This window comes from Halobacillus sp. Cin3, from assembly GCF_947311855.1.
GTDB lineage: Bacteria > Bacillota > Bacilli > Bacillales > Halobacillaceae > Halobacillus > Halobacillus kuroshimensis.
Map to the genome: position 1 here is coordinate 377,221 of NZ_CAMZMV010000004.1, position 26,639 is coordinate 403,859.

23 protein-coding genes, 1 riboswitch and 1 other annotated feature are annotated in these 26,639 nt (G+C 46.9%); of the genes, 14 read left to right on the plus strand and 9 right to left on the minus strand.

Translation table 11 applies throughout. From position 1 onward, the window contains the following. Positions 1 to 3: 3 nt before the first annotated feature. On the minus strand, positions 4 to 1,062 hold the full coding sequence (locus tag QMA39_RS14980; RefSeq protein ID WP_027956237.1) for an NAD(P)/FAD-dependent oxidoreductase: 1,059 nt from the start codon (positions 1,060 to 1,062) through the stop codon (positions 4 to 6). Between the two features lie 215 nt (positions 1,063 to 1,277). On the opposite strand from QMA39_RS14980, the gene QMA39_RS14985 reads away from it, so the two are divergent. From QMA39_RS14985 to QMA39_RS15005, 5 genes are all read left to right on the plus strand, one after another. Next, a complete protein-coding gene (locus QMA39_RS14985) occupies positions 1,278 to 2,351 on the plus strand; it encodes a C45 family peptidase (RefSeq protein ID WP_206934349.1) in 1,074 nt (357 codons plus the stop codon). A 10-nt stretch (positions 2,352 to 2,361) separates the two neighbouring features. Then, positions 2,362 to 3,039 (plus strand): hypothetical protein, encoded by a 678-nt coding sequence (locus tag QMA39_RS14990; RefSeq protein WP_206934086.1) that lies wholly within the window; start codon positions 2,362 to 2,364, stop codon positions 3,037 to 3,039. A 45-nt stretch (positions 3,040 to 3,084) separates the two neighbouring features. Continuing rightward, positions 3,085 to 3,864 (plus strand): enoyl-ACP reductase FabI, encoded by a 780-nt coding sequence (gene fabI / locus QMA39_RS14995; protein WP_242520369.1) that lies wholly within the window; start codon positions 3,085 to 3,087, stop codon positions 3,862 to 3,864. Positions 3,865 to 4,495: 631 nt separating this feature from the next. Further along, positions 4,496 to 5,872: a Glu/Leu/Phe/Val dehydrogenase gene (locus QMA39_RS15000; RefSeq protein ID WP_206934090.1), complete on the plus strand. Its 1,377-nt coding sequence runs from the start codon at positions 4,496 to 4,498 to the stop codon at positions 5,870 to 5,872. Between the two features lie 96 nt (positions 5,873 to 5,968). Continuing rightward, on the plus strand, positions 5,969 to 6,745 hold the full coding sequence (locus QMA39_RS15005) for a 3-hydroxybutyrate dehydrogenase (RefSeq protein ID WP_281659212.1): 777 nt from the start codon (positions 5,969 to 5,971) through the stop codon (positions 6,743 to 6,745). Positions 6,746 to 6,879: 134 nt separating this feature from the next. Here the strand turns inward: QMA39_RS15005 and QMA39_RS15010 are convergent, their stop codons facing one another. The 3 genes from QMA39_RS15010 to QMA39_RS15020 form a co-directional block, all read right to left on the minus strand. Next, a complete protein-coding gene (locus QMA39_RS15010; RefSeq protein WP_027956230.1) occupies positions 6,880 to 8,166 on the minus strand; it encodes a GntP family permease in 1,287 nt (428 codons plus the stop codon). 110 nt (positions 8,167 to 8,276) lie between these two features. Next, entirely contained in the window at positions 8,277 to 11,036 is a 2,760-nt protein-coding gene (gene ppc / locus QMA39_RS15015) for a phosphoenolpyruvate carboxylase (RefSeq protein WP_281659213.1), read from the minus strand. A gap of 257 nt (positions 11,037 to 11,293) precedes the next feature. Beyond that, positions 11,294 to 11,788: a GNAT family protein gene (locus QMA39_RS15020; RefSeq protein WP_027956228.1), complete on the minus strand. Its 495-nt coding sequence runs from the start codon at positions 11,786 to 11,788 to the stop codon at positions 11,294 to 11,296. 176 nt (positions 11,789 to 11,964) lie between these two features. Between QMA39_RS15020 and QMA39_RS15025 the strand changes: the two genes are divergently transcribed. After that, positions 11,965 to 13,446, plus strand: coding sequence for a Na+/H+ antiporter NhaC family protein (locus tag QMA39_RS15025; protein WP_281659214.1), 1,482 nt, complete (start codon positions 11,965 to 11,967; stop codon positions 13,444 to 13,446). Positions 13,447 to 13,664: 218 nt separating this feature from the next. Here QMA39_RS15025 and QMA39_RS15030 read toward each other — a convergent pair whose 3' ends face one another. After that, positions 13,665 to 14,147: a DinB family protein gene (locus tag QMA39_RS15030; protein WP_027956226.1), complete on the minus strand. Its 483-nt coding sequence runs from the start codon at positions 14,145 to 14,147 to the stop codon at positions 13,665 to 13,667. 186 nt (positions 14,148 to 14,333) lie between these two features. On the opposite strand from QMA39_RS15030, the gene QMA39_RS15035 reads away from it, so the two are divergent. The 4 genes from QMA39_RS15035 (at position 14,334) to QMA39_RS15050 (ending at position 18,170) form a co-directional block, all read left to right on the plus strand. Then, complete coding sequence (locus QMA39_RS15035) at positions 14,334 to 15,026, plus strand: AIM24 family protein (protein ID WP_281659215.1); 693 nt, start codon at positions 14,334 to 14,336, stop codon at positions 15,024 to 15,026. A 139-nt stretch (positions 15,027 to 15,165) separates the two neighbouring features. Further along, a riboswitch (SAM riboswitch) is annotated at positions 15,166 to 15,286 on the plus strand. A 122-nt stretch (positions 15,287 to 15,408) separates the two neighbouring features. Next, entirely contained in the window at positions 15,409 to 15,882 is a 474-nt protein-coding gene (gene msrA / locus QMA39_RS15040) for a peptide-methionine (S)-S-oxide reductase MsrA (RefSeq protein ID WP_281659216.1), read from the plus strand. Positions 15,883 to 16,375: 493 nt separating this feature from the next. After that, positions 16,376 to 17,491 (plus strand): ethanolamine utilization protein EutH, encoded by a 1,116-nt coding sequence (gene eutH / locus QMA39_RS15045; RefSeq protein ID WP_280513313.1) that lies wholly within the window; start codon positions 16,376 to 16,378, stop codon positions 17,489 to 17,491. A 25-nt stretch (positions 17,492 to 17,516) separates the two neighbouring features. Continuing rightward, entirely contained in the window at positions 17,517 to 18,170 is a 654-nt protein-coding gene (locus QMA39_RS15050; protein ID WP_027956222.1) for a peroxiredoxin-like family protein, read from the plus strand. Between the two features lie 39 nt (positions 18,171 to 18,209). Here QMA39_RS15050 and QMA39_RS15055 read toward each other — a convergent pair whose 3' ends face one another. From QMA39_RS15055 to argS, 4 genes are all read right to left on the minus strand, one after another. Beyond that, on the minus strand, positions 18,210 to 18,464 hold the full coding sequence (locus QMA39_RS15055) for a DUF4190 domain-containing protein (RefSeq protein WP_035532536.1): 255 nt from the start codon (positions 18,462 to 18,464) through the stop codon (positions 18,210 to 18,212). Between the two features lie 35 nt (positions 18,465 to 18,499). Continuing rightward, positions 18,500 to 19,033, minus strand: coding sequence for a ribonuclease H-like YkuK family protein (locus QMA39_RS15060; protein ID WP_281659217.1), 534 nt, complete (start codon positions 19,031 to 19,033; stop codon positions 18,500 to 18,502). Positions 19,034 to 19,389: 356 nt separating this feature from the next. Continuing rightward, positions 19,390 to 19,620: a hypothetical protein gene (locus QMA39_RS15065; protein WP_206934101.1), complete on the minus strand. Its 231-nt coding sequence runs from the start codon at positions 19,618 to 19,620 to the stop codon at positions 19,390 to 19,392. 75 nt (positions 19,621 to 19,695) lie between these two features. Continuing rightward, complete coding sequence (argS, locus tag QMA39_RS15070) at positions 19,696 to 21,375, minus strand: arginine--tRNA ligase (RefSeq protein WP_281659218.1); 1,680 nt, start codon at positions 21,373 to 21,375, stop codon at positions 19,696 to 19,698. A gap of 42 nt (positions 21,376 to 21,417) precedes the next feature. Then, positions 21,418 to 21,632: a binding site (T-box leader), on the minus strand. A gap of 698 nt (positions 21,633 to 22,330) precedes the next feature. Between argS and QMA39_RS15075 the strand changes: the two genes are divergently transcribed. From QMA39_RS15075 to QMA39_RS15090, 4 genes are all read left to right on the plus strand, one after another. Continuing rightward, on the plus strand, positions 22,331 to 23,269 hold the full coding sequence (locus QMA39_RS15075; protein WP_206934105.1) for a polyprenyl synthetase family protein: 939 nt from the start codon (positions 22,331 to 22,333) through the stop codon (positions 23,267 to 23,269). Positions 23,270 to 23,300: 31 nt separating this feature from the next. After that, positions 23,301 to 23,474, plus strand: a complete 174-nt coding sequence (comX, locus tag QMA39_RS15080; RefSeq protein ID WP_206934108.1) for a competence pheromone ComX — start codon at positions 23,301 to 23,303, stop codon at positions 23,472 to 23,474. A gap of 72 nt (positions 23,475 to 23,546) precedes the next feature. Beyond that, positions 23,547 to 25,853 (plus strand): ATP-binding protein, encoded by a 2,307-nt coding sequence (locus tag QMA39_RS15085; RefSeq protein ID WP_281659219.1) that lies wholly within the window; start codon positions 23,547 to 23,549, stop codon positions 25,851 to 25,853. Between the two features lie 41 nt (positions 25,854 to 25,894). Further along, complete coding sequence (locus tag QMA39_RS15090; protein ID WP_281659220.1) at positions 25,895 to 26,554, plus strand: response regulator transcription factor; 660 nt, start codon at positions 25,895 to 25,897, stop codon at positions 26,552 to 26,554. The last annotated feature ends 85 nt before the right edge of the window (positions 26,555 to 26,639 follow it).

Below are 26,639 nucleotides of genomic sequence, written 5' to 3' on the forward strand. Positions count from 1 at the left end.
TTTTTAATGGCGTTTGCTCAGCCACAAGACTCCTGACTTGGCAAGACGGGGAAGGACACCGGTCATCGGCTTTTGGAGCATATTGCCGAATCCGTCGTTTTTTCCAAGCGACCCGAGGGACCCCTTCAGTTTGACGTCGCCGGGACGTTCCGGTACGCGGTCCTGGAGAACGGCACGAAGGACATCTGCGACTTTTTCGCCTTGCTGGCCGGCCAGCTGTGCACTTGGAGAGTACTCGGAGGACGCACAGTCTCCTACGACATAGACATTTTGATGAGAGGGTACCTGGTAGAAATCGTTAATGATGACTTTTTCCTGATCATCTTTTTCAAAAGGAAGCTCTCGTACGAGGAAATTCGGACGTACACCAGCGGTCCATACTGTGACATCATTGATATAGCAAAGACCGTTGTTGCAGACCCCGTCTTGTTCGACGTACTCCACATTGGCATGGTGGATAACCTCGACACCATTGTCATTGAACCATTTCTCCACATATTCCTGAATCTTTGAATCAAAAGCTTTCAATACAGAAGAGCCCCGGTCAAGCAGGCGGATGTTCAAATCCGGCCGGCTTTCACGTACCTCAGAAGCGACCTCAATGCCACTCAGCCCGGCACCTACAACGGTAATCTTGCCGTATGCTCCGAGGTTATTAATGGAATAGCCGGCACTGCGGGCTTTGGAGAACGTCTGGACACTTTCTGTAAATTGCTGCGCCCCTTCGATGCCGTGGTAGTTATCCTCACACCCGAGTCCAATGAGAAGATAATCATAGGGAACAGGCTCAAGGCCGCCTTTCACGCGGACGTGCTCGGCTTCGACATCAATGTTTTCGATTTCATCAAAAACGTAATCCACCTGCTCATGCTCTGGAAAGTCTACACGGGCATGTCGGTCGGATTCCGTGCCTGCAGCAATGGTATAAAACTCTGTTTTCAATGAGTGGTATGGGTTTCGGTCGATAACGGTGATGTGTACATCATCCCTTACGCCGTCAAGCAGCCCGTGAAGAGCATTCATGCCGCCGTATCCCCCACCTAAAATGACAACTTTTTTCACTTTTGTTCCACCACCTTCACAAATTCAAATCCCCTGCGTTCCCTTTTCGTAAACGTTTTCTATCATTTGTTACAATCATTAGCGTATCAAAAAAATCGTCGAAAAACTATATGAATGGCGCATTTATTCCTGGTTGTGGCAGAATATGGATGTCTTTTCTGATGCAGGAAGACATAGTAGAATGAAGCTAATTCAGAAAAAGAGAGGGTCAGATGATGAAGCAGGTATACAGCAGGGTGATACAATTTCGAGGCTCCCATTATGATTATGGATATTTTCAGGGGAAGCAGCTGAAAAATTCGATGACGATAAAAAACCGGGAAAAACAGTGGAAGGTACGTATCCCGCGTTTTACAGTAGAAGAATCAGAAGTGAAGGAGGCGATTACCCGCTTTGCTCCGGGCATTTGGGATGAACTTCTGGGGCTCAGGGATGCCCTGGAGTGGCCGATGGAACGAGTGATGATGGAATTCGGCGGCTACCGGGTCGACTATAAACGAAGCGGCTGTTCCATCATGACAGGGGATGGGTATTTTATCCGTAATTATGATTATATGCCGAAAACGTATGAGGGGCGTTACGCCTTGTTTCAACCGGAAGACCAGGGATACAGCACGATCGGCCCGACGCAGAGAATTACCGGCCGTATGGATGGAATGAATGAAAAGGGACTCGTTCTCGGCTATAACTTTATGCATCGGAAGCGGCCGGGAGATGGGTTTATCTGCTGTATGATTGGAAGAATCATCCTTGAAACCTGTGCGGATGTAGAGGAAGCCGTGGCGATGCTGAAAGAAATCCCCCATCGTCATTCGTTCAGCTACACGGTCTTTGATCCGAGCGGACGTACGTATGTTGTGGAAGCTTCTCCGCGTGGAACGGCTGTCAGGGAAGCGGATGTGTGTACCAACCATTTTGAAATCATGGTAGAGGAAAACCGGAACCATTTGGTGGATTCTAAACGGCGGATGGAGGCTATCCAGACCGGACGTGAACAGCTTTCCCAGGCTTACGATGCTTTCCGTCTGATGAATGATACAGCCGGCGGTGTATTTTCTGATCTCTATGACCAATGGGCTGGCACGATTCATACAGCCGGCTACCTCCCAAAGGAAGGAAAGGCATGGTTTGCCTTAGGGGGGGATCAGGAGCCGGTGGAATTGGACTTTCATCATTGGCTTGCAGGTAAAGATGAAGCACGGACGATGATTTATGGAGAAGTGGATACAGAACTGCCTTTTGTCCACATGGAAGACGGGGCTTACTGGAATGGAAGAAAACGGAGATAGGGGGAGCACAATGACGGAACGTGTGGTTGTATCATGGAGCGGCGGGAAGGATTCTGCTCTTGCCTTATATCTGATGTTGAATGACCCTGCCTATACTGTAAAAGGGCTGATCTCAACCATTTCTGCGGAAAGGAAGAGGCTTCCGGTCCATGAAGTGAAAACGGAATGGATGAGGAGCCAGGGTAAGGCACTGCAGCTGCCCTTATACGAGGTGGAACTTCCGGAAGAGGCCTCCAATGAGCAGTACGAGCAGGCGTTAGGACGACAAGCGGAGCAGCTGAGGAAAGAAGGTGTCTCTGCTATCGTCTACGCCGATCTTTTTCTTGAGGATATCAGAGATTACCGCCTGCAGCTCATGGATAAAATAGGGATGGAAGGAATATTTCCTTTGTGGAAACAGCCGGCAAAACAAACAGTAGAGACTTTGATCCAGCTTGGCTTTAAAAGCATCGTGACGACCGTGGATACCGACGTTCTGCCTGCAGAATATGCTGGAAGGACGTTCGACATGGATTTTCTGGATGCTCTTCCTGAAGAGGTGGATCTATGCGGGGAACATGGGGAATTCCATAGCTTTGTCTATGATGGTCCCTGTTTCATCCAACCGCTGGCCGTCACCCCGGGCCTTCGTTTTACCTCTTTAGGTGGAAGATTTGCTCATGTAGAATTAGAGGAGCCCGGCGAATAAATATGGTAAGATAAGTAGTCGAGAAAAGATTCACTGGAGGTAATTATGGAAGACATTTTACAGTTGAAAGATAAGAACATCGTCGTGATGGGTGTAGCCAATAAGCGTAGCCTTGCCTGGGGCGTAGCGAGGTCCCTCTACAAGGCAGGAGCGAATGTCATTTTTACATATAGAAAAGACCGCAGCTATACAAAACTGCAGAAGCTTCTTGAAGAAGAAGGCGTCGAGGCGAAAGCTGTTGTTCAGTGTGATGTAAACAATGATGAGAGCATTCAGGAGGCCTTTGCGAAAATCGGGGAGCAGGCAGGTGTGATCCACGGTGTCTGTCACTCCATTGCCTTTGCCCATGCGGAAGACTTGAAAGGCGATTTTATCGAAACGTCCCGCGACGGCTTTGCCTTCGCTCATGATACGAGTGCTTATTCCTTCATAGCGGTAGCCAAAGCGGCGCGGCCGTATATGACAGAAGGCGGTTCATTGATAGCTATGAGCTATCTTGGTGCGGAGCGCTTGGTGAAAGGGTACAACGTGATGGGTGTAGCAAAAGCTTCCCTTGAAGCGGCTGTACGATACCTTGCTGAAGATATGGGACAGCAGCAGGTCCGTGTAAATGCGATTTCTGCGGGAGCTGTCCGTACGCTCGCGGCGAAAGGTGTACCAAGTTTCAATGAAATTCTCAGCAAGATTGAAGCAACGTCTCCGCTTAGAAAAAATGTGACACAGGAAGAGGTCGGCGATATGACGCTGGCCATGATGAGTCATCTCTCCCGTGGAGTAACCGGCGAAATCGTTTATGTAGATTCTGGATATAATATTTTAGGTTGAACAAAAAGCTCCCTTATTCAGGGAGCTTCAGCTTGTAGAGAAACTTCTGTTTCTTTACAAGCTTTTTTCTTTCTTGCCGCCAGGAGCGAACCCCCCTTCCCTTTCCGCGGACGAGCGCCCGAGCTTCCTCGCAAAACCCACGCTCGGCGATCTCGGACCACTCGTTCTTCCGCAGGAGTGGAAGGGGCGCCGCTCCTTGGGAGTTCTTTAACATCGAAAAAGACTCTCCTTCACCCAGCGCAGTCCATGCCGTTCTTTTGAATCTGCGCACCTGCTTAGTGGGCAGTCTCTCTCTCCTCTATATTCTAACGTCGGCACGAGGAGCGTTCGGTGGTGGTGCCTGCGGGAACAGCACGGGCCGAAGATCCACTTGGGCAGGCGATCTTCCTGACCATGTCAGCTGAGGGCATGCCCTCGGCATTCATCTACCAAAAAGCGGATTGTGACCCTTCACACGACAAATGGACAACTCTAATTGGTTCACACAGGCTTTTTCTACAGCCAAAAGCTCCCTTATTTAGGGAGCTTTTTTAATGGTTAGGAAACGTTTCACGTGGAAAAATTAGGGTATGGGTAATTTAGTGAGTGAAAATCAGCACAGGACCTTATCATTAGATCGGAGGCTTTACGTATGCAGAGACAACAATCAATCATCGAAGAGTCACTGAAAGCAGTTATGGAAGATGAAGATTTTCTACCGGACCTGAAGTACCAGTCAAGGGAGCAGGCGTATAAATCGCTGGTGGCCCTTCTGTCCACGCCGAATCACGTGCATAAATCATACTTAAGAGTACCCATGGAGGACGGTCAGATCGTTCGTATTCCAGCATTTCGTATTCAGCACAGCGATACGGTAGGCCCATATAAAGGCGGGATCCGCTTCCATGAATCGGTCCATGAAGACGAAGTGGCCAATCTCGCTAAGCTGATGACGTTGAAAAATGCCCTCCATGAGCTGCCGTTCGGCGGAGGAAAAGGCGGCGTCGGAATCAATCCGAAAGATTACAGCGTGAAGGAACTGAACCTGATCTGTAAAAAATATGTCCAGTATTTTAACGATATCCTGGGGCCTGATAAGGATATTCCAGCTCCTGACGTAGGAACGGGAGAACGGGAAATGGACTGGATGATGGGGGAGTTCAAGGCGCTTCATCCGGGAGAACCTTACCGCAACAGTTTTACAGGAAAAAGCATTGTGAATGGTGGATCGCTGGGACGCCGGGAATCAACAGGAAAAGGTGTCTACTTTACGTTCCGCTATATGCTGCATGACTTCTTGAAGAATAATAAGGACTGGCTGGAAGGAACGGATAATATATTTGCCAAAACGGCTCTGGATCATGCCGATAAAGAATTGAAAATGGCTGTCCAGGGCTTCGGAAATCTGGGATCTGTCGCCGCGCTTGAATCAAGGAAATGTGATTACTTAAACAACAAAGTGGTCGCTGTAAGCGATGCAAACGTCATGCTTTACAACCGTGAAGGGTTGGATATTGAAGCACTTGTGGAATTCACGAATCAAAACGATGGAGACCTTCCAACCGAAGATCAGCAGCTGGAGGAGCACGAAATTCAAGCGGAAATCAGAGATCGGGATGAACTGCTTACCATGGATGTCGACGTCCTGTTCCTTGCTGCGCTGGAAGATCAGATTCACGAAGGCAATATGAAGGATATCCAGGCGGAAATTATTGTTGAAGGAGCCAACGGACCTATAACAGAGGAAGCAGATAAGCACTTGGCGGACAATGGTGTCTTAATTATTCCGGATATCCTTGCCAATGCCGGTGGTGTGATCGTTTCCTTCTATGAATGGGTACAGGGAAGAGAGGCGCGTTTCATGAACGAAGACGAAGTATTTGAACGGCTTTTCGATAAAATGAAACATACGATGGATACGATTCTTCCGCAGTTCTTCGGAGACCCGTTCCCGCTTCGTCAAAACTGCTATATCCACTCCGTTATGAAATTGTCCAACATTATGTACCGCCAGGGAAAACTATACTGAAGAAAAAACTCAGCCTTTCAAAGGCTGAGTTTTTTGTGCATTTTTCCGGAAAAGTGGGAAAGGTAAGGAGTGATGAACCTAGAAGGAGGAATTATCGTGTTAGAAGGAAAATCTGCCTTAATTACAGGATCAGGACAAGGCATCGGTTTGGAAATTGCTACGGAATTTGCAAAAGCTGGTGCCAAAGTTATGTTAAATGACATTAATCAGGAGACATTGGACAAATCGGTCGAGGAACTTCGTTCTCAAGGCTTTACTGTCGAAGGTGTTGTCGCCAACGTGGCGAAAGAAGAAGATGTGAAAAATGCGATTGAAGAGACGGTCAGTAAATTCGGCAGTATCGACATTCTTGTCAATAATGCCGGGATTCAGCACGTGGCTCCAGTGGAGGATTTTCCATCTGAGAAGTTTGCATTGATTCTTGATATTATGCTCAAAGGCCCATTTTTCGGAATCAAGCACGCCTTCCCTCATATGAAAAAGCAAGGGTACGGACGTGTCTTGAATATGGCCTCCATCAACGGTTTAATTGGGTTTGCCGGTAAAGCGGGGTACAACAGTGCCAAGCACGGGGTCATCGGACTGACGAAAGTGACGGCTCTGGAGGGAGCTGATGACGGCATTACCGTCAATGCCATCTGCCCGGGCTATGTGGATACGCCGCTTGTTCAGAATCAGTTGGAGGACCTGGCGAACACACGGAACATTAAGAAAGAAAAAGCCTTGGAAGAAGTCATCTATCCACTGGTCCCGCAGAAACGTCTCCTCCAGGTACAGGAGGTTGCTGACTACGCCATTTTCCTTGTCAGTGACAAAGCGAAAAGCATTACTGGTCAGGCTGCAGTCATTGACGGTGGGTATACCGTTCAATAAATCCATAAAGGAAAACCTTGTCCCTTGTGCAGGGTTTTTAAATGACTTAGATGAAAAAAGGGAGGAACTTCTAAATATGAGAAGTTCCTCCCTTTTTTCTATATGATCATTTGGAGACGTCTGCGGCAGCCGGGTTAATTGATTCCCATCATTGCCAGCAGGATGATGGCTATGGTTGCAATCATTGGAATGACCAAGCCCACTACAAATACGTCTTTGTAGGAATCCTTATGGGTCAGGCCGGTAACTGTGAATAAAGTCAGCAGTGCCCCGTTGTGAGGAAGGATGGAAGCGCCTGAAGCTACAGAGGTAATTCTGTGGAAGGCTTCCAGGCTGAGTCCCTGATTCACAGCTATATCATAATACTCCTGACCGAGCGCTTCCAAAGCGATTCCCATACCACCGGAAGCAGAGCCGGTGATCATCGCTAACAGCTGGACAGCGAAAGCTTCTGAAAAATAAGGGCTGAGTGGAATACTGAAAATAAGGTCTTTCACTGTATCAAATCCGGGGGAAGCGGTAACGACTGTCCCGAAACCAACAGCCGCACTCGTATTGATGGTCGCCATAACCGAGCCGGAGGCACCACCGTTAATAGCTTTGATAAAGTCCTTATAATCTTTCCAGTTAAACGCCATAATCAGCAGGATCCCGATGAGCAGGGCGGTCAGGATATTCAAATCAAATATATTCAACGTTGCTACGACTGCAATGAGGGGGATGGTGGATAGAATCCAGTTTGGAAGTTCTTCCTCGTTGACACTTTTCACCTGGTTATCCCCTTCAGGCTCTGTAAAGGTCTCATCATTTTTAGTCAGCCGGCCTTCGCGGAATTTTAAATAAAAGTATCCGCCGACAGCCATGATTAAGGCGGCGACGATGCCCAGGATCGGTGCTGCCATCGTATTGGTTTCGAATGTATTGATCGGGATGATGTTCTGAATCTGTGGTGTACCCGGAACAGCGGTCATCGTAAATGTGAAAGCGCCGAGAACGAAGGTGGACGGGATCAGCTTTCTTGAAACATTCGCTTCTCTGAACATCGCTACAGCGAGAGGATAAACAGCGAAAACGACGACGAACAGACTGACACCGCCGTAGGTTAAGATAGCAGCCGACAGCAGCATCCCCAGTATGGCACGTTTTTTCCCAATGACACTGGATATTTTATGAGCGACTGACTGGGCAGCCCCTGTATCCTCCATCAGCTTTCCGAAAATCGCACCGAATAGGAAGATGGGGAAGTAGTCTTTCGCAAAGTCGACGAATCCCTGCATGTACGTGTCGGTATAGGCAGGGAGGATGTCCATTCCGCTTAGAATAGCGACAAATCCTGATACGAGCGGGGCAATCCAGATGATGGACCAGCCCAGGTAGGCGAGAAGCATGAGTAAAACAAGTCCTAATAGGATACTAATCATGATGATTCCCTCACTTTATGTGGTTGATGTCTGTTTTACTATGTCCAATTCAGCGGATTTGATGAACCACACAAAAAAAACTGCCGGCGCTTGGCCGGCAGTTTTGTTGATCAACCTGTATTACGAAGTCCTGCAGCGATTCCACTGATCGTCAACAGTACTTCTGTTAGAATTTCATCGTTTGGATCTTCTTCCTTGCGGAGCTCTTTAATCAACTCCACCTGCAGGAAGTTCAATGGATCGACGTAAGGATTTCTCAGACGGACGGATTCCTTGATCGTCGGCTGGTGATTCAACAGTTCATCATCCCCTGTAATCCGGAGGAGGATTTCTTTCGTACGCTCATATTCTTCAACGACTTCATTGAAGATGCGTTTTCCGATCTTTTCATCCTGGACAAGCTGGGTATACTCACGAGCCGTTTGAATGTCGGCTTTCGTCAAGGCCATCTGTAAGTTATTGATGGTTGAACGGAAGAACGGCCAGTTTTCATACATCTGCTGCAGTTGTTCAAGTTGTTCGCTGCCCTGATCGGCATAATAAGCGAGACCAGATCCTGAGGCGTACCAGGCAGGGAGAAGCTGACGGTTCTGTGTCCAGGCAAAGACCCAAGGAATGGCGCGCAGATTTTCAAACTTGGAGCTGTCCTTACGCTTCATTGGGCGTGAACCTATATTCAGGCCGCTGATTTCTTGAAGCGGTGTGGCTTCATTGAAGTACGTAAGAAATTCAGGGTCGCCGAAGACAAGGTCCTGGTATTTTTTAAGAGATACTTCGGAAATTTCTTCGATGGCCTGTTCCCATGTGTCTTCACGATGGTGGCCCTGCTCTGATTCCTTCGAGACATTGGCCGCTCCTTCCACAAGAGTGGAGGCTGCCTGTTCCAGACTTCGGTAAGCAATGTCACGAAGCAGATAACGGGAAGAAAGCACTTCTCCTTGTTCGGTGATTTTCACTCCTTCACCAAGGGTTTCAGCAGGCTGTGACAGCAGGCTGCGGTTCAATGGTCCGCCTCCGCGGCCTAATGAGCCGCCTCGGCCATGGAAGAACTTGAGACCGATACCATAATCCTCGGCCATTTCACGGATTTCCTGCTGAGCCTTGTACAGACGCCAGTTGGCCGTGAGTGTTCCACCATCTTTACTGCCGTCGGAATATCCGAGCATAATTTCCTGTGAGCTGCCGCGCTTTTTCAAGTGACGGCTGTATATGTCCATATCAAATACAGTTTTAAGAATCTCAGGTCCGGCAACGAGATCGTCCACGGTTTCCAGCAGCGGGGCAACATTGATGTTGCTTTCCACAGTGCCGTCGGCGTGAAGTCTGTAAATACCTGCCTCTTTAGCAAGGACAAGAACTTCCAGAAGATCACTTGCGGCTTCTGTATGACTGATCAAGTAAACTTCAATGGAGCGTTTACCGAACTCCAGGTGAGCTTTACGGATCATTTGGAAAACGGTCAGCATCTGCTGGGTGGACTCTGAATAATCCTCGTTCAGCAGGGAAATCGGACGTGGGTCCTTCAATACATCCTGAAGAACGGCCAGCTTCCGCTCTTCAGAGAGAGCTGAATAGTCCTCTTCAATTCCAACCTTACGGAGCAGCTCGGTAACCGCAGCTTCATGCTCTCCGCTGTGATTACGGATGTCCAGGGTAGCGAGATGGAAGCCGAACATTTCCACCTGACGGATCAACTTTCTCAATTTCTTCAGTTCGCCGCGGTTCGGCTGATGGGTCTGGGCGCTTTCTTGAATAAGGAGGAGGTCCTCATGCAGTTCATCTGCATCCTTGTAACCAATCTCAGACCGGCCTACCTGACGCAGCCGTTCAAGGATGATGGCAAACTTCCGGCGATAGATTTCCCGGTCATCCCGCCATCTCTTTTCTTCAGAAAGAAGAGGTTCCTGCTCCTCGATCGATTGTTTCAGAGCTTCGGTCACGGTCACTTGTGTCGAAGAGTGGCTGAATCGTTTCATCAGCTCCACAAGCACCTGGTCATATTTCTTTAAAGCCAGCTGCCGTTGTTTCTCAAGCGTTTCCCAAGTGATTTCAGGAGTCACGTTAGGGTTTCCGTCACGGTCTCCACCAATCCAGGATCCGAATTTGAGGAAATTCGGTACGTCCCAGTCTTCTCCAGGGAAATGATCTTCCAGTCGATTTTCAAGCTCCTGATGAATATCAGGAAGAACATCAAACAAGGTCTGATCGAAGTAGTACAATCCATTCCGTACTTCATCCATGACGGTCGGCTTGCGTTCACGGAGTTCATCCGTCTGCCATAGAACCGTCACCTCGTTCTGGAGGCTGTCCTGAAGACTTTCGCGTTCTCCTTTTGTGAGCTGCGGGTGATCAAGCTTTTGAAGGATTGCAGCAATCCGTTTCTGGATTTCAAGCACGGTTCTCTTGGTTGCTTCCGTCGGGTGTGCGGTAATGATCAATTCAAGGGAAAGATCGTGGAGCACATCCTGAATCAACTCTTTCGAAAAGTTGTTGTTTTTCAAGTTAATCACGGCACTTTCCAATGAAAAAGGCTGCGCCCCATGATCTTCACGGAGTTGATATTCTCTTCTTCTGCGGATTCTGTGGTTCTGCTCAGCGATATTCACAAGATGGAAATAGATGGAGAATGCGCGGGTGACCTGCGAGCGCATAGGCGGCTCGAGGCTCTGGATTTCTTGTTTCAGCTGTTTATAAGTATGCTGTTCAGGGTTTTGTCGTAAGTCTTTGGTCAGCTGGCGGATGGTTTCTACTTTATTTAATAATTCTTCACCGCCGTGATGGACAAGGATGTTTCCAAGCATTTGTCCAAGGGATCGGATATCTCTCCTCAGGGGAGTCGTGTGGTCGTTCGTACTGTTAAGCGTTGTCACAATTTCACCTTCCTGTCAGATCTGTAAAATGGATAGTATTGTGCTTCATAATATTATCAGAATTATTTGTATAGTCAAATGTTCAGCAGGAGCCTGTGCTTTTATATGGAAGCAGCGAGGTGGAAGGCATGCTTTCGTAAAGTGTGCTGGTTATAGACATGTAAGCGCTGCCTTATGCTCTGAGTAAAGAACCCTCTTTTCTATTTTAATTTTTTTTACAGCAGAAAACAAAGATATAAATGATATGGAAACATCCGCTAATTTTTCCATTCATTTTTGGAGAGGACCATTTCCAGTGTGTGCCAGGGATGGGTGTCCTCCATTTCCTTATTTTTATCTTGTTCTTTGAATGAGAATCCCGCTTTTTCATATACGCGGATAGCCGGGGTGTTGAAGGCGAAAACGCCTAAGGTGACGGTCTTTAGATGAAGTCGGTCGAAGGCGTAGGTTGTGACTTCACGCAGCATCTGGGTGGCAACCTTTTTTCCGCGGTGATCGGGATTTGTAATCACACGACCGATTCTTCCTGTTTTAAGACGTTCGATGCGGCCGATGGAAATGTGTCCGGCCGGGCTGTCCTCCAACAAGGCTGTGAACGATTGACGGTCCTCCTCATTCAAGTATTTCTCCCACTGCTTCAAGGAGAGAGGGTGCTCAAAACCAGAGCCGCTCCATTGTTTGAGCTCGTCCTTTGTTCCAATCCATTGACTGATCGTTTCAAAATCTTCCAACCTTGCATGCCTTAATTTCATAAATAAACTCCTTTATAAACAATGGTCCGTTTAAATTTTATTAGGGAAAAGAGGTTTCTGTGCTTTCCAGTACATTCCCTGCCCTGCTTTAAAGTGGTAACAATTCAGCTGTTTATATTCCATCATATCAGGTGGTAAACTATACAAGGTTAAGTAATTTTTGAGGAGGGAATCAGATGGCAGATCAAGAGGGAAGAAATGAAGAAGTCATCGATGAAGCCTTAGGGGAAAAAGAAATCAAACGCCTGGAATTCCATGGCGGGGTATTTGCTGCAACGATTCCTTTGGTCTTCTTTATCATATGGGCGATTGTCTTAAGTGTGGCTGGTCTTGTTACAGAGCAGGGACTTGTTTTAGGCATTGTGATTGGAATCGGCCTCGGGCTGTTCTTTACTAAATCGAAGTGGTCAGATTATGCGCAGAGTCTGATTACAGGGATGGCTCAGCCAGTGGGGATCGTTTCGATCATTGCCTGGTTCTGGGCCGGCATGTTTGCAAATATGCTGTCCGCCGGAGGACTGGTGGATGGTCTGATATGGTTCGGCTTCCAAACCGGGCTGGAAGGCGGAGCTTTTGTCGGTATTACGTTCCTGCTTGCCGGCTTATTTTCCACAGCTGTAGGAACCGGGTACGGTACGGTAGCCACGTTCGGTGTGCTTATGTATCCAGCTGGTGTCATTTTAGGAGCGGATCCTGTGCTGCTTGTTGCAGCAATTTTAAGTGGAGCCGTGTTCGGTGATAACCTGGCGCCTGTTTCTGACACAACGATCGTTTCTGCAACGACACAGGAAGCGGATGTACCTGGAGTGGTCCGTTCCCGTTTTAAATACTCCATGGCGGCTGCTATTCCGGCAATGATTCTTTTCACTGTTTTCGGCGGCGGTGGGGAACAAGGGAGCCAGCAGGTAGTCAATGACCTGCAGAGCCAGGTGTCTCCCAACGGTCTGTTGATGCTGGTGCCATTTGTACTCGTTCTTGTACTGGCGCTGAGAGGCCAGCATCTTCTGACCTCCTTATCATGGGGGATCCTTGCATCTGTTGTTTTCATATATTTGAGTGGCCTATCCTTAAAGGAAGTGCTGTATATTCATTTTAATGAAGCGGGGGACCCTGTTATTGAAGGGGCCCTTATTGATGGAATCAGCGGATATTTCAATATGGCTATTTTAATCTTGTTCATTCTTGCGGCGGCTTACATGCTTGAAGTAGGGGGGACGATGGAAGTGATTAAGAACTTCTTCCTCCGCATCATCAATGGTGTAGTCCGCAGAGCTGAACTGGCCATTTTTGGTATCGTGGCTTTCTTGAATGTCTTCATCACAATCAACACAGCAGCTGAAATTGCAGCGGCTCCGTTTGTGAGGAAAATCGGGAAGGAATTGAATATCCATCCATACCGGCGGGCCAACTTCCTAGATACAGTGACCTCTTCCTTAGGTTATATTTTCCCTTGGAGTGGTGGTGTCCTGCTTGCCTGGGCCACGGTTCAGGGAGCGGCAGACAAGTATGACTTCCTACCAGTCGTTTCCCCTGGTGAAGTATTCCCTTATGTCTTCCAAGGATGGCTCCTGCTGATTGTTATGCTGATTGCAGCATGGACGGGATGGGGTCTCCGTTACACCGGAAAAAACGGCGAAGAAATGAAACCTGAAAAATAATAGGAAAACCAAAGATAGAAAAAGCGCAGAGATTCGTCTCTGCGCTTTTTAACTGTAGACAAGGACTTGTCATCCAGTAGACCTGTACGTTGTTTGCTTGGTCACGTTCCACTTATCCGCCGAAAGGGAGTGGTCTGCGTTCCTGGACGCACGATAAAAAACAGGATTTCTTGCAACTGAAAGCTCAGAGATTTACTTCTCTGTCTTTTTTTTCAGGTTTATAAAGCTTCCACTGTTTCTTTCATTTGATCAAGGTGGCGGAGTTCGTGCCAGCCAATGAATTCAATCCACTGGGTCAAGTCCATGTCTCCGAAAGCGGGGTGTGGAAACACGCGGTTCTTCAATGTTTCTTCATCTTTGTTATGGATGAGGAATAACGTGGCTTCCCTTGTTTTTTTCAATCCATCCTCGGCTTCTGCAATCGTTTGGAACGTACCTTCAGGCCGGACGGACTCAGGGGCTTCCACCTTGTAATGCCTTTCCGTCGTCCGGTGGATCGGTTTTTCGGAAGTCTGCTGGATATCTCCCTGCTTTATTGCCTGCTTGATCTGGTAGACGACAAGTTGTTCCATCAGGTACAGGTGCTCCAGAATTTCCAGGACCGACCATTTTCCTTCCCCGGGCTTTCGTGCTGCCTTTTCGTCAGAGATGGAATGAGCATACTCCAGCAGCTGTTTTCTTTTCTCATCAAGACCATACATAAACAGGTCCTCCTCGTCCTTAGGTTGTTTGCATAGATCAAATAAAATGACCATTCCCCTGGCAGGTGGTGATGAAACCTTTCCTCTTTCGTAAACGTAAAACCATAGACAAAGGTTTCATGAATGGTCTAACCCACCCCTTGGTGTGGTATAGAACTATAACCTACATATAAGGAGGAATCTGTCATGTCAGATTATTCGATTGAAGAGTTTATCAGGGCCACGAAACAGGATGATTCAGAAAATGATTATTTCGAGCTGGAAACCCCGCGTATTCTCGAGGTGAACCTGTTGGATCAGGTCTGGGCGAAATCCGGGGCCATGATTTCCTATAATGGGGATATCAAGTTTGAGAGGGAAGGGATTCTGGAGCACGGCGTAGGAAAAATGTTCAAGAAAGCGTTGACGGGAGAGGGCAGTTCACTGATGAAAGCGACAGGGCGCGGGCGTTTGTACCTCGCTGATCAGGGGAAAAAGATTACGATTTTTGACTTGGATAATGAAACCATCACAGTCAACGGTAACGATCTTCTCGCCTTTGAGCCGAGCATCGACTGGGATATCAAGCTGATGAAAAAAGTGGCCGGGATGGTTTCCGGCGGTCTGTTTAACGTGACCTTGAATGGCAGCGGGCGTGTGGCTATCACCTCCCATTACGAACCACTGACACTGCTCGTACGCCCCGGAGAGCCGGTCATTACAGACCCGCATGCAACCGTGGCCTGGTCCGGACATTTGGAGCCGAATTTCAAGACGGATGTGAGCTTCAAAACGTTTATTGGACGGGGGAGCGGGGAATCTATCCAAATGCAGTTCGAAGGAGAAGGTTTTGTCATCGTCCAGCCGTATGAAGAAATAGATACAACAGGCAGCCAGTAAGTCTTTTCTTTTGCGTGGACTGGCATAGTCATGCTAAAGTGTGAATACAATGATGATACAAAAAGAATCATCATTCATCCTTTACTTCGTTACTGAAACGTAGTATGATGATAATCAACATTAAATAAATAACGGAAACTTCTTATCCAGAGAGGCGGAGGGACTGGCCCTTTGATGCCCGGCAACCATCGAATCAATCCACGGATTGACGAGAACGGTGCCAATTCCTGTAGGATGAATACCATCCTAAGAGATGAGAGGATCGTACGGATTGATACGAACCCCTTTTCTTATGTGGATAAGAAAAGGGGTTTTTTGCATATCAGCATGCCCGTCATGGCTCTCGATAGAAGTTGCGTTAAAGGAAAGGGAAGATGTAGATATGGCAACAGCAATTTTCGGCGCAGGGTGTTTTTGGGGAGTAGAAGCATTTTTTGAGAAATTCGAAGGGGTAACGGGCACAATCGTTGGTTATATCGGAGGACATCTCGAAAATCCTTCCTATGAAGAAGTGAAGCAGGGGGATACCGGTCATGCGGAAGCCGTCCGCATCGAATACAACCCTGCTGTGATTACGTATGCAAAACTGGTCAATATCTTTTTTGAAGCCCATGACCCGACACAGGTAAACCGTCAGGGTATTGATGTAGGACATCAATACCGTTCAGTGATCTTCTATACAGATGCAAGCCAGAAGTACATTGCAGAAGAGAAAATCAGTGAATGGAGTGCCAAGGGCGTCTTTAAGCGTCCGATCGCTACACAAGTGGAAGAGGCTTCTTCCTTCTTTGAAGCGGAAGAGCATCACCAGAAATACATTCAAAAACATGGCTCTGCGGCCTGCTCCATCGGCTGATGAAAAGTCCCTCACTGAGGGGATCAGCTTGTAGAGAAACCTCTGTTTCTTTACAAGCTTTTTTTCTTTTTTACCGCCAGGAGCGAAAGCCCCTTCCCTTTCCGCGGACGAGCGCCCGTGCTTTCCGCAGGAGTGGAAGGGGCCCCGCTCCTTGGGCGTTCTTTAACATCGAAAAAGACTCTCCTTCACCCAGATCATCCTTGCTGGATGGAGGAGAGTCTTTTTCATATTCCTGCAGCCAGCCGTCATCAGCGACTGTTCCTTCCCCTTTTTTTCCACGCAAGCGGCCATAGCGCAGCCCATGCCGTTCTTTTGAATCTGCGAACCTGCGTACACGAGAAGCGTTCGGTGGTGATGCCCGCGGCATTCATCCACAGATAAGCGGAATGTGACCCTTTACACGACAAATGGACAACTCTAACTGGTTAACACAGGCTTTTTTTATGGGAGAAAGTTCACTAGAATGAAGGAGATGGAGAGAGGAGGGGAGCCTGTGTTGAATGACATCATTCTTATAGTTATGTGCGCCTTTATGGTTCTTGGAGCTCTTGATTACTACATATTGAATCACCGCCTTGCCTTAGGATGGCGGTTTTATGAAGCCTTTATGATGATGGGTCCACTGGCCTTGTCTATGGTGGGGATCATCTCTCTCGCCCCGGTGCTGTCCAGATGGCTCGCGCCGGTCGTCACTCCCTTGTTCCAGGCTGTTGGAGCGGATCCTTCTATGTTTGCTTCTATGCTGCTTGCCATTGACATGGGGGCTTATCCTTTGGCGGAATCGCTCGCGGCAGACAAAGAAGCGGCTGTTTTTTCGTGGGCTCTGCTTGGGACGATGATGGGCCCTACGCTTGTGTTTACCATTCCAGTTGCCTTGACCGTTGTAGCGAAAAAGGATCATCCTTTTTTCGCGAAGGGAATTCTCGCAGGAATGGTGACGATTCCGATCGGCTGTTTCATCGGCGGGTGGACAGCCGGCTATGAAACGGGGTGGATGCTTAGAAATCTGCTTCCGGCCATGGTTCTATCCCTTTTTATCGCCGCCGGTCTCTGGCTCTTCACAGCCTTGACCATACGTCTGTTTTCCTACTTCGGCAAAGCGGTCGAAATCATTATTATTTCAGGGCTTGCTCTTATCATTATTGAAACGTTAACAGGCATAACAGTTCTCCCCGGCATGGCTCCCTTATCGGAAGGGATCCTCATCGTCGGTAAAATTACTGTCACACTTGCAGGGGCTTATCCGCTGGTGGCGTTTATCAGCAGGCACGGCGAAAAAGTGCTCACCCGTGCGGGAAGACGTCTCGGGATGAATGCAGTATCGATGACAGGGTTCATCGCATCGCTTGCCCATCATTTGCCGATGCTTGCCGTCATGAAGGACATGGACGATAGAGGGAAGACGGTCAATGCGGCCTTTGCAGTCAGCGGGGCATTTGTATTCGGAAGCCACTTCGCGTTTGTGGCCGGCGTCCAGCCGGATATGATACTTCCGGTGATCGTGGGCAAATTAAGTGCAGGTATTCTTGCTGTGAGTTTAGCCCTAATTCTAACGAGACAAGACGTTTCATTTTATGAAGAAGAGGATTCTTCGTATAATGAAGAGTGAAATTGATCATAAAGGAGTTTTTCAAATGACGACAGATATGCGCAGACAATTTGACCAATACATCGAGAAATTCAAACAGAATGCTTCCCAGGAAGTTCAGGACAAAATGAGCGACGCCATTAATGAATTGGAAGCCTCTGAAGAGGGGAACGGTCTTTCCAAAGGAGAAAAAGCCCCGGACTTCATCCTTCCAGATGCCAAAGGCGGTCAGGTTCAGCTGTCCGAACAGCTGAAGCAGGGTCCTGCTATCGTAACTTTCTACCGCGGCGGCTGGTGCCCTTACTGCAACATGGAGCTGCGTGCGTATCAGGAAATCATGGATGATATCCACAATGAAGGAGCTCAGCTGATTGCCATCAGCCCGCAGACGCCGGATCAATCCATGACTACTCAGGAGAAAAACGACCTGGATTATCACGTATTGAGTGATGTTGGAAACAAAGTTGCTCAGCAGTTCAACCTTGTTTATGAGCTTCCGGATTATCTTGTAGATGTGTATAAGGATAAAGGATTGAATGTAGACAAGCATAATGGAGACGATTCCTGGACGCTTCCAGTATCCGCTACCTACATCATTGATACAGATGGTACGGTTGTATACGAATATACAAAATCTGACTATAAAGACCGTGCGGAACCTTCTGAAGTTCTCCAAGAGCTGAAAAAAGTAAACGCATAAGTCCAAAAAGACGTCCTCCATGTATGTGGAGGGCGTTTTTTATGAGTGGAAAAATCCGAAAAGGTAGAAGCCGGCTGCCAGCATCAGCAGGACACTGACCTGGATGCAGATGCCAATGATGGAACAGATTTTTCCTGCTGTCGCAAAGTGACGGCCGCTTTCTTTTTCCTCCTCTTCGCTGCGTAAGAAGGCATTGGCCATCACGATGCCGATGATGCCTGTAATTAATCCGGCTAGAGGAAGGAAGATGGACATGATGCCCAGAACGAGGGATGTCACAGCCTTTTGATACATAAAATGCTCCTCTCCTTCAAACAACCTTAGGGAGGTTATTTGGTATATCGGTTCGCATAGCTGCTGGCGGCAATCGAGTCCGGCTTGATTTTTGGTTCCATACCAAGGGATTCAATCCTCGCCACCATTTCATTTACATAGACTCTTGTCCGGTTCCGATCACCGGAACCTATATCAATGTGTCCTTCCATTGTAAATGTCGCACCTTTGTAGATGTGAGGAAGGACGATATCAATCAACTCATTTTTTCGTTCTTCTGTAAAAAGGAAGGCGACCCGCTCTGTTAAAGACGTTTCATAGGAAATCCGCTCATGCAGGGTAGTCATTTCCCTGGGGATGACTTCTTTGCGATAACAGGCCCAGGCTCCTTTTCCTACCCGTTGAATGACAACTCCGGTAATAAACAGCGTGCGGGATGGGTGAACTTGTGAATCTGTTCCTACCATCAAACGGTAATTCCCGACAGGCTCCCGTTTCATAAATGTTAAAATATGTGAGAACACTTCTGGAAATCCCATTTTTTTATGCGTGAGGTTTTGAAACAAATCGGGCTGGTGCACATTTGCCATCTCCTTTTTTATTTCTAGGCAGTGGAGTGTGGGGGATAAGTGTATTCCCTTTTTCCTCCTTGGGTAATCCCTGATTGTCCTGCCGTGAAACCGTTCTCCATCCAAGCAGCTGTGACCATTCTGTTATTAGGATATTCATAGACCTGCTTGAAAGATAACATGTTTTTAAATAGAGTATGTGTGCATTCTACGCAAATTATGTAAAAAATAGTCAATGCGCAGAGGAAGGGGAATACAAGGACTGCAAAGCTTGGGGCCATATCATTTCCTATGGGGAAAAAGCGTAGGCAGTGGATAACGGGGGTTAGGAAAAGCATGGCACTGGAAAAAGGACCTGATGGTGAGTGGAACAGGCCCTAGAAAATAAAAATCCAGATAAGAATAATAGTGATTACAAAAGTGATCGCGTAGATCGTGGAAAGTAAAGGAATGCTGCCTTGGTCTTTATTATCGGATTTCAAGTGCTGCAGATCCTCTTCCGGGCTCAGCTGGTTTTCTGACTTGTCCATGTTTTTGGCAATGACAACCGTACCGACCAAAGCGGTAATCGACAAAACAATGATGATGGCATAGTACAAAGGATACATTGAACATCCGCCCCCTGATTAAAGTCTTACCTTCATTATAATAGAAAGCGGGCGGATGTTGGAAATGTTCCTGATTTACATATGTTCTGGTGCAGCCATTCCAAGCAGACGCAGCCCTTCCTTCAGCACGACGGTAAATGCATAAACGAGCGTCAGGCGTTCCTGTTGGGAAGGGGAGCCGAGAATTTTTGATTTGGCATAATAGTGATTGAACGTTCGGGCAAGGTCCAGCAGGTAACGGGCAATTTTAGACGGATCATTGGTCGAGCAGGCCGTTTGAGTCATTTCCGGAAATGCACGGACCGCTTTCACTAAAGGCCAGGCTTCAGGGTCGTCACCAGCCGGCTGCGGAGTTTCTGCCGAAAAGCTGCCTTTACGTAAAAGCGAGCATGCACGGGCATGGGTGTACTGCAGATAAGGACCGGTATTTCCTTCAAAGGTAAGCATATCCTCGAGAGAAAATTCAATGTCATGACGTCGATCCTGCTTTAAATCGTGAAAAATCACGGCTCCAACTCCGACCTGGCGCGCTGTTTCTTCAGGGTTCGTGAGGTTCGGATTTTTCTCTTTCATATTCAGGAGCGCCTGGGCTACGGCTTCCTCCAGGGCTTCTTCCAACAAAATCGTCTTCCCTTTTCTCGTAGACATCTTTTTTCCATCCTGCAGAATCATCCCGAACGAGACATGCTCCAATCGGTCTGCCCACTCAAATCCCGCCTTTTTCAATACAAGCTTCATCTGCTGAAAGTGGAGCGATTGTTCACTGCCAACAACATATAGACTTTTTTCAAAAGGATAAGACTGGTAGCGGTCGATGGCGGCAGCGAGATCACGGGTGGCATAGGTAGTGGTACCGTTGCTTTTACGGATTAGACATGGTGGCATCGTATCTCCCAGTTGAACCACATCCGCTCCTTCTGATGTTTCCAACAGACCCTTTTTATCCAAAAGTTTGATGACAGGCTCCATTTTGTCTGTATAATAAGCCTCTCCACGAGTCCAATCAAAATCCACTCCAAGCATTTCATATAACGTGTTGAATTCGTTCAGGGAGGCTTCGCGGAACCAGTTCCAAAGGGTGAGCGCCTCCGGGTCCTGAGTTTCCAGCTTCTTGAACCATTCTCTGCCTTCTTCAATGAGGGAAGGTTCTTTCTCGGCAGCTTCGTGGAACGTCACATATAGCTTAGTCAGTTCCTTGATTGGATCAGCTTCGACGACATCTGGATCGCCCCAGCGGGTGTAGGCGGCCAGTAGTTTTCCGAACTGTGTCCCGTAATCTCCGATGTAGTTGACCTTTACGGGAGTATAGCCGCACTTTTCCATAAGATTGGCCAGGGCATTTCCAATGACGGTGGAGCGGAGGTGACCCATGGAGAAGGGTTTGGCAATGTTCGGAGAGGACATATCAAAGACTACGTTTTTCCCCTCCCCAAAGGTGTGGCTGCCATAAGCTTCAGGGTCCTCAAGGACTTGATTCAACGTATGTTCGGTAATGAACGCGCGGTCAAAAAAGATGTTGATATAACCACCCTGGACCTCCACCTGATCAAAGACAGGGTGTTTCAGTCTGGTGGCGATTTCGCCGGCAATGATGGCTGGTTTTTTACGCATCGACTTGGCTAAAGCGAAGCAGGGGAAGGAGACATCACCAAAGGATGCTTTTTTCGGGACCTCTATCAATGACTCCACCCATTCGCGTGGATATTCCTCTCCGAGTATGTGAGATATTTGAAGTGCTGTCATCTGCTTTTCCATCTATACTCCTCCTTTTCCATATAAAAAGGCCCCGTCTCTAAAAAAAGAGACGAGGCCTGGGCTCGCGGTGCCACTCTTATAGCTGAATATAAATCAGCCGCTTGAATTTGATAACGGGGTGCCCCCGGATCTTCCTACTTCTGTTTCAGAAGAACATCTCCAAAGTCCGGTTCACCGACAGAAGGACATCCGGGCTTCCACCACCCCCGGTTCGCTGTGACCTTCCTGCCGGCTACTCTCTTTGTCATTGATTTTGAATAGTTGAAAAGATTATATCGGATTTCCTGCGATGATGCAATGTTTCATTTATGAATGGTCCATGTTGAGGGCTGTCCGGGATACACGTCAATGTGAGAAGTCGTGCTTTGTAAAAATACAGTAAATAGGCCTTCAAAACGGGTGGTCCTAGAAAAAATTTCATAAATTGTCACATTACAAACTGGGTATTTAAACCCTTTTAATTCCCATAAATTTATAATAGTCCTGTTCACGGAAAATAGCGTGTGTAAAAAGACGCATATGAATGAGAGCGGTTTCTTTTGTGCGGTCAGAAAATGAACCTTTCGATGGTGTTAAGCAAAGACAGCCTGATAAGTAAAGGCGGCTTATCATTTGTCTATACAAAACACTCATGAATGCTTAAAGGTGTGGGGCACTGATGTACGTCTGCTGTGCTGTTTAAGGAGTATTTGAAAAACATCTTTCAAGCATGAATAGGAAACTCTGATTATAACGAAAGGATTACATCTGTATGACAAAAAGGTAACATTTCCTCACAAGCCTATGAGAGAGTAAATCCGTCACAAACGAGTGGAGGACGTACACAAGGGAAGATGGGGGAAGAATTTTCTATCTAATTACATAATACTTTACTACCTTTTGACGTTTATTCTGGATGTGATAGTGTTGTTTTGCAATCAGATATCGACACATTTTTTGGAAAGGGAGGTGACGTATGGGAATGTTTCCGAGTTATTCACCTGACCATTTATACAGCATGATGGTTCAAGCGGTGAAGACTCATATGAACGAAGCCGGCCTTGCCCGACTGGCCGAGCGTTTTATCTCCTATAAGAAAGCAGAAGGGTTTTCCTTTTCGCCGTTGACACAGCTGCACTTTCACATCCATAGCAGGGAGAAGCAGGAAGGTGTGTATGTTTTATCGGCAGCTATCGAGTTTTTAATTCTGGCTCTCGATATCCTGGATGATCTTCAGGATGAAGATGCTGGAGATAAACCTTGGAGTCAGGTCTCTAGTGCCTCGTCCATGAATATTTCGACGGGGTTTTTAATGCTGAGCATGCAGCTGATGCAAGCGTCCCCTTTTCAAAAAGAAACATCTTCGGATGCTCTTCAGGCCATGCATCAGCAGGTCCTGCAGGCGGTGAATGGCCAGCACGCAGACCTGAATGAATCAGCTTCTACGGAGGAAGAGTTTCTGAGGATGATCAAGCGGAAATCCGGTTCGCTGATGGCTTGTGCCTGTATGGCTGGAGCAGCTTTTTGCGAGAATGAAGACCTTTCAGGAATTCGGTTGTATGCTGAGAGTTTTGGAATTGCGGCTCAATTAGTGAATGACCTGCAGGACATTGTGCGTTTTGATTCTAAGAATGATCTCATTAACAAGAAGTGGACGCTTCCTGTATTTCTGCTCTTACAGGAAAGGAGTGAGGAAGCAGGGTGGATACGTGATTACTATGAAGGCCGCGTCGATCGATCGTTTATCACAGATAGGAAGCAGCCGTTATTTGAGTGGGTATCCCGGTCAGCTGTCATACCCTATATCCAGGTGCTGATCCGCAAACATCAAAGGCAGGCGTCCCGGGAGCTGGACATGTTCCAGGCAGGCCAGGAATGGAAGGAACAAATGAGGAAGAGGATTGAAGATTTATAAAAGATGGATCTTGCATAAGGAGGAAACAATCATGCTATTTGAATTGGTTCAGAAGATTGTACAAAATCCAACGCTCATGAATGCTGTAAAAGAGGGAAAAGCCGACCTCCCAGGTGTTTCTGAAGTGGAAAAGGAAGCCCTTATTGATGTATTAGCATCAGATGATCTCCAGGGCATAGAGTGGAGAATGTGTTACTGGAAGTAATCCATGATAGAGATCCTGAAAGCCAGAGATGCTCTGGCTTTTTTTTGACGTTATAAAAGAAAGGGAATGGGAATGGCTCGAATAAAAAGCAAGAGATTTATCTTTTATTTTAGTTTTATCTTTGTTGTTGCTCTTTATTTAGTTTTCGTGACGATGACGAAAACGTATGTAGGTATTGACGTCAGTAAGAATGAAGAAGGCGCCTTGATCGTGACGAAAGTGGATTCGATCGGCTGGGCTGCTCAACGGAAAATAAAAGCGGGAGATCATGTTATTGAAGTCAACCACCAGGAGGCGGACACGTACCACTCCATTCAAAACTACGGGGTGATCGGTAACCTTAACCAGATGAAGGTCATGAGAGAAGGAACTGAGTTGGAATATAAGGTCCAAAACCCGGTGAACTATAATACGCTGCTTTATCATACCATACTGCCGACGGTTGTATTTTTCGTTTTATTTTCGTTTTCTTTACAGGTTTATGTAAAAAAACGGGAGGACCCGATTGCGTTTTATCTGATCGCCTTTCTTCTGGCTGTTGGTATTGGGTATTTGAGTGCCGGCGCCTCAGCGAGAACGGATAGTATTGCGAGGATAATCAACAGCTTTAGCTTGATGATGGTTCCTGTGCTGTTTCTGCATTTTCATTATCAATATTTCCTGAAATACGAGATTCACTTGATCAAAAAGCGCCTATTGGCTGCGGTCTACTCTATTAATCTGGTCGTCGTTCTTATGGATGCGCTATCCATTTTCTGGATGTCGCTGGGGCACTATGAAGTGATCCGCAATACACAGTTGATTCTTTTTTCCATGGAGATTCTTTTCGGTTTGAGTGTTCTCCTGTATTCCTATATGACTTTTCGGAAAACCTTACATAAGTCGATTTTTCAAAATGCGATTTTCGGAATCATCGTCTCGTTTTTTCCTTTTATCTTTCTGACAGCGCTGCCTAATGCGGTTGTCGGAGTTGAATTGATTCCTGCGCCTGTAACCGCGGTATTTCTTATCTTTCTGCCGATCTTTTTTCTTTACCTCGTGCTGACTGATCGGATATTTGATATCGACTTTATTAACAGCCGTTTACGTTACTACGCGGTTATTTCTTTCCTATTGACGGCTGTGGTTATGATTCTGCTCGTCTTCTTTACGAATCTGGATGATCTGCAGTGGATCAGGCTGGGGATTCTAACCTACGGGTTATTGATAATGTTTTTCTATTTTGAAGAAAAGTTTTCTCTCCGTTCCAAATTGTTTGGAGACAAGTTTAACTATCAGGTAAGTCTTGATCGATTTTCCTATGATGTAGCAAAAATATTGAAAAAAGAAGAATTGGATGACAGACTGCTGCGTGAAATCAAAGAGGTGCTTCCAGTAGAGCATGCCTGTCTTTTCTCTTATGACAAAATAGAAAATGAGATGAATCTGATTGCGGGAGATGAGTCCATCCCCTACCAATTGATTCAGACTTATATCTCCTATAAAGGAAAGTCGTTGTCCATAGGAATGCCGTTTCTATTGGAAGATGGATTAGGGTATGTGCTTAGTGAGAAGCATGATACGGTCGATATTTTATGGATTGAACAAAAAGTCAACCGGACGCCGTTCAATCAGGATGAGCAGCGTTGGCTGAAAACCATCGTTCAATATACAAGCATCGTATATGAAAATTTTCAATTGATCGAAGGGGTGACCGAAGATTTAAAAAGTTCGATCCAGGACGAACGTCGTGTACCTTCGTGGATGCTCCGGTTCATGTTTAAGCTTTCGGAAGAGGAAAGAGCAAGACTTTCCGCCGATCTGCATGATTCTGCTCTTCAGGAACAGCTGGTGTGGTATCGGAAAGTGGAAGACATAGCAGCCTTGGAACACTTGGATCGTCATGTAAAAGATGAGCTCTCTGACGTACAGGAAGGTTTGCTCGGGGTTGTCAGTCAGATCAGGGAAACGTGCACCTTTCTGCGCCCTCCTTTTTTAAAGGAAACAGGTTTTGTGGAAGCACTATCCTATTTGATTGAGCATTACCGTCAGCGGGAGGACTTTCGTATTGACTATCATTATAACCATTTCACAGCTGACCTTGGGGATGAACAAGCGCTTACGCTTTATCGCATTGCTCAGGAACTGTTGAATAATGCGTCCAAGCATTCGAAGGCCGGTTTGATTGAATTTGAACTGAAGAATGATGGGGATATGGTGATGTTATCGTATAAGGATGATGGAGTGGGCGTTCAGAATAATCAACAGAAGTCGCCAGCAAAAAGCATGGGCTTAACGGGAATCAGACAGAGAGTCAACAGCCTCGGAGGGAGTATGGAATTCTTTTCACAGGAAGGTTCAGGAGTTGAAGCCGCCATCTTGATTCAGGCGGATGGATAAAGGAAACGATTGGAAAAAGGTTGGAGAAGAGGAGAGGTTGAATGGTTTCAATATTATTGGTGGATGATCATCCGGCTATTGGTGAAGGGTCCAAATTAATCATTGAAAGAGAGAGTGATATGGTTGTAACCATTGCAGACAGCCCTGGGAAGGCTTTGGAGATTTTAAGGGAGCAGAGCTTTTCGATTCTGCTGTTCGATCTGCGTATGAAAGGGATGAATGGCATCGAGCTGACCAAACATGTACGGTCTGAAGGACATACTTCGCCGGTACTCATCTATACAGGTCATGATGTGGGTCCTTATTTCAATACATTAGTGGAGTCTGGAGCGTCGGGGTTTATCAGCAAGACGGCTCCGCGGGAAGAATTGATTGAAGCGATCCGTTACGGGGTGAAGGGAAAAGCGATTGTTCCCGTCTCCCTCCTCGAACAACTAAGAAAAAATGAGGTCCGTGTTGAAGAAACGCCTGAACATGAGCTGCCTGAACGTGACGTTTCGGTTACGCCGAAAGAACAGGAAATCCTCAAAGAGGTTGCCAAGGGGAAAAGCAACAGAGAAATCGCTCAGATTTACTTTAAGAGTCCACGGACGATTGAGTACAACTTAACGGAAATCTTCAAAAAACTGAAGGTGAAGACAAGAGCGGAAGCTGTGTTGAAATCCAAGCAGTGGGGGATTATCACGGATGATATGGATTGAACGGGCTCAAGAATCGGCATCTATGGACCTATGGGTGTAGTTTTACCAAATGTTGAAAAGGGGGATCTTCTATATATAGAAGATC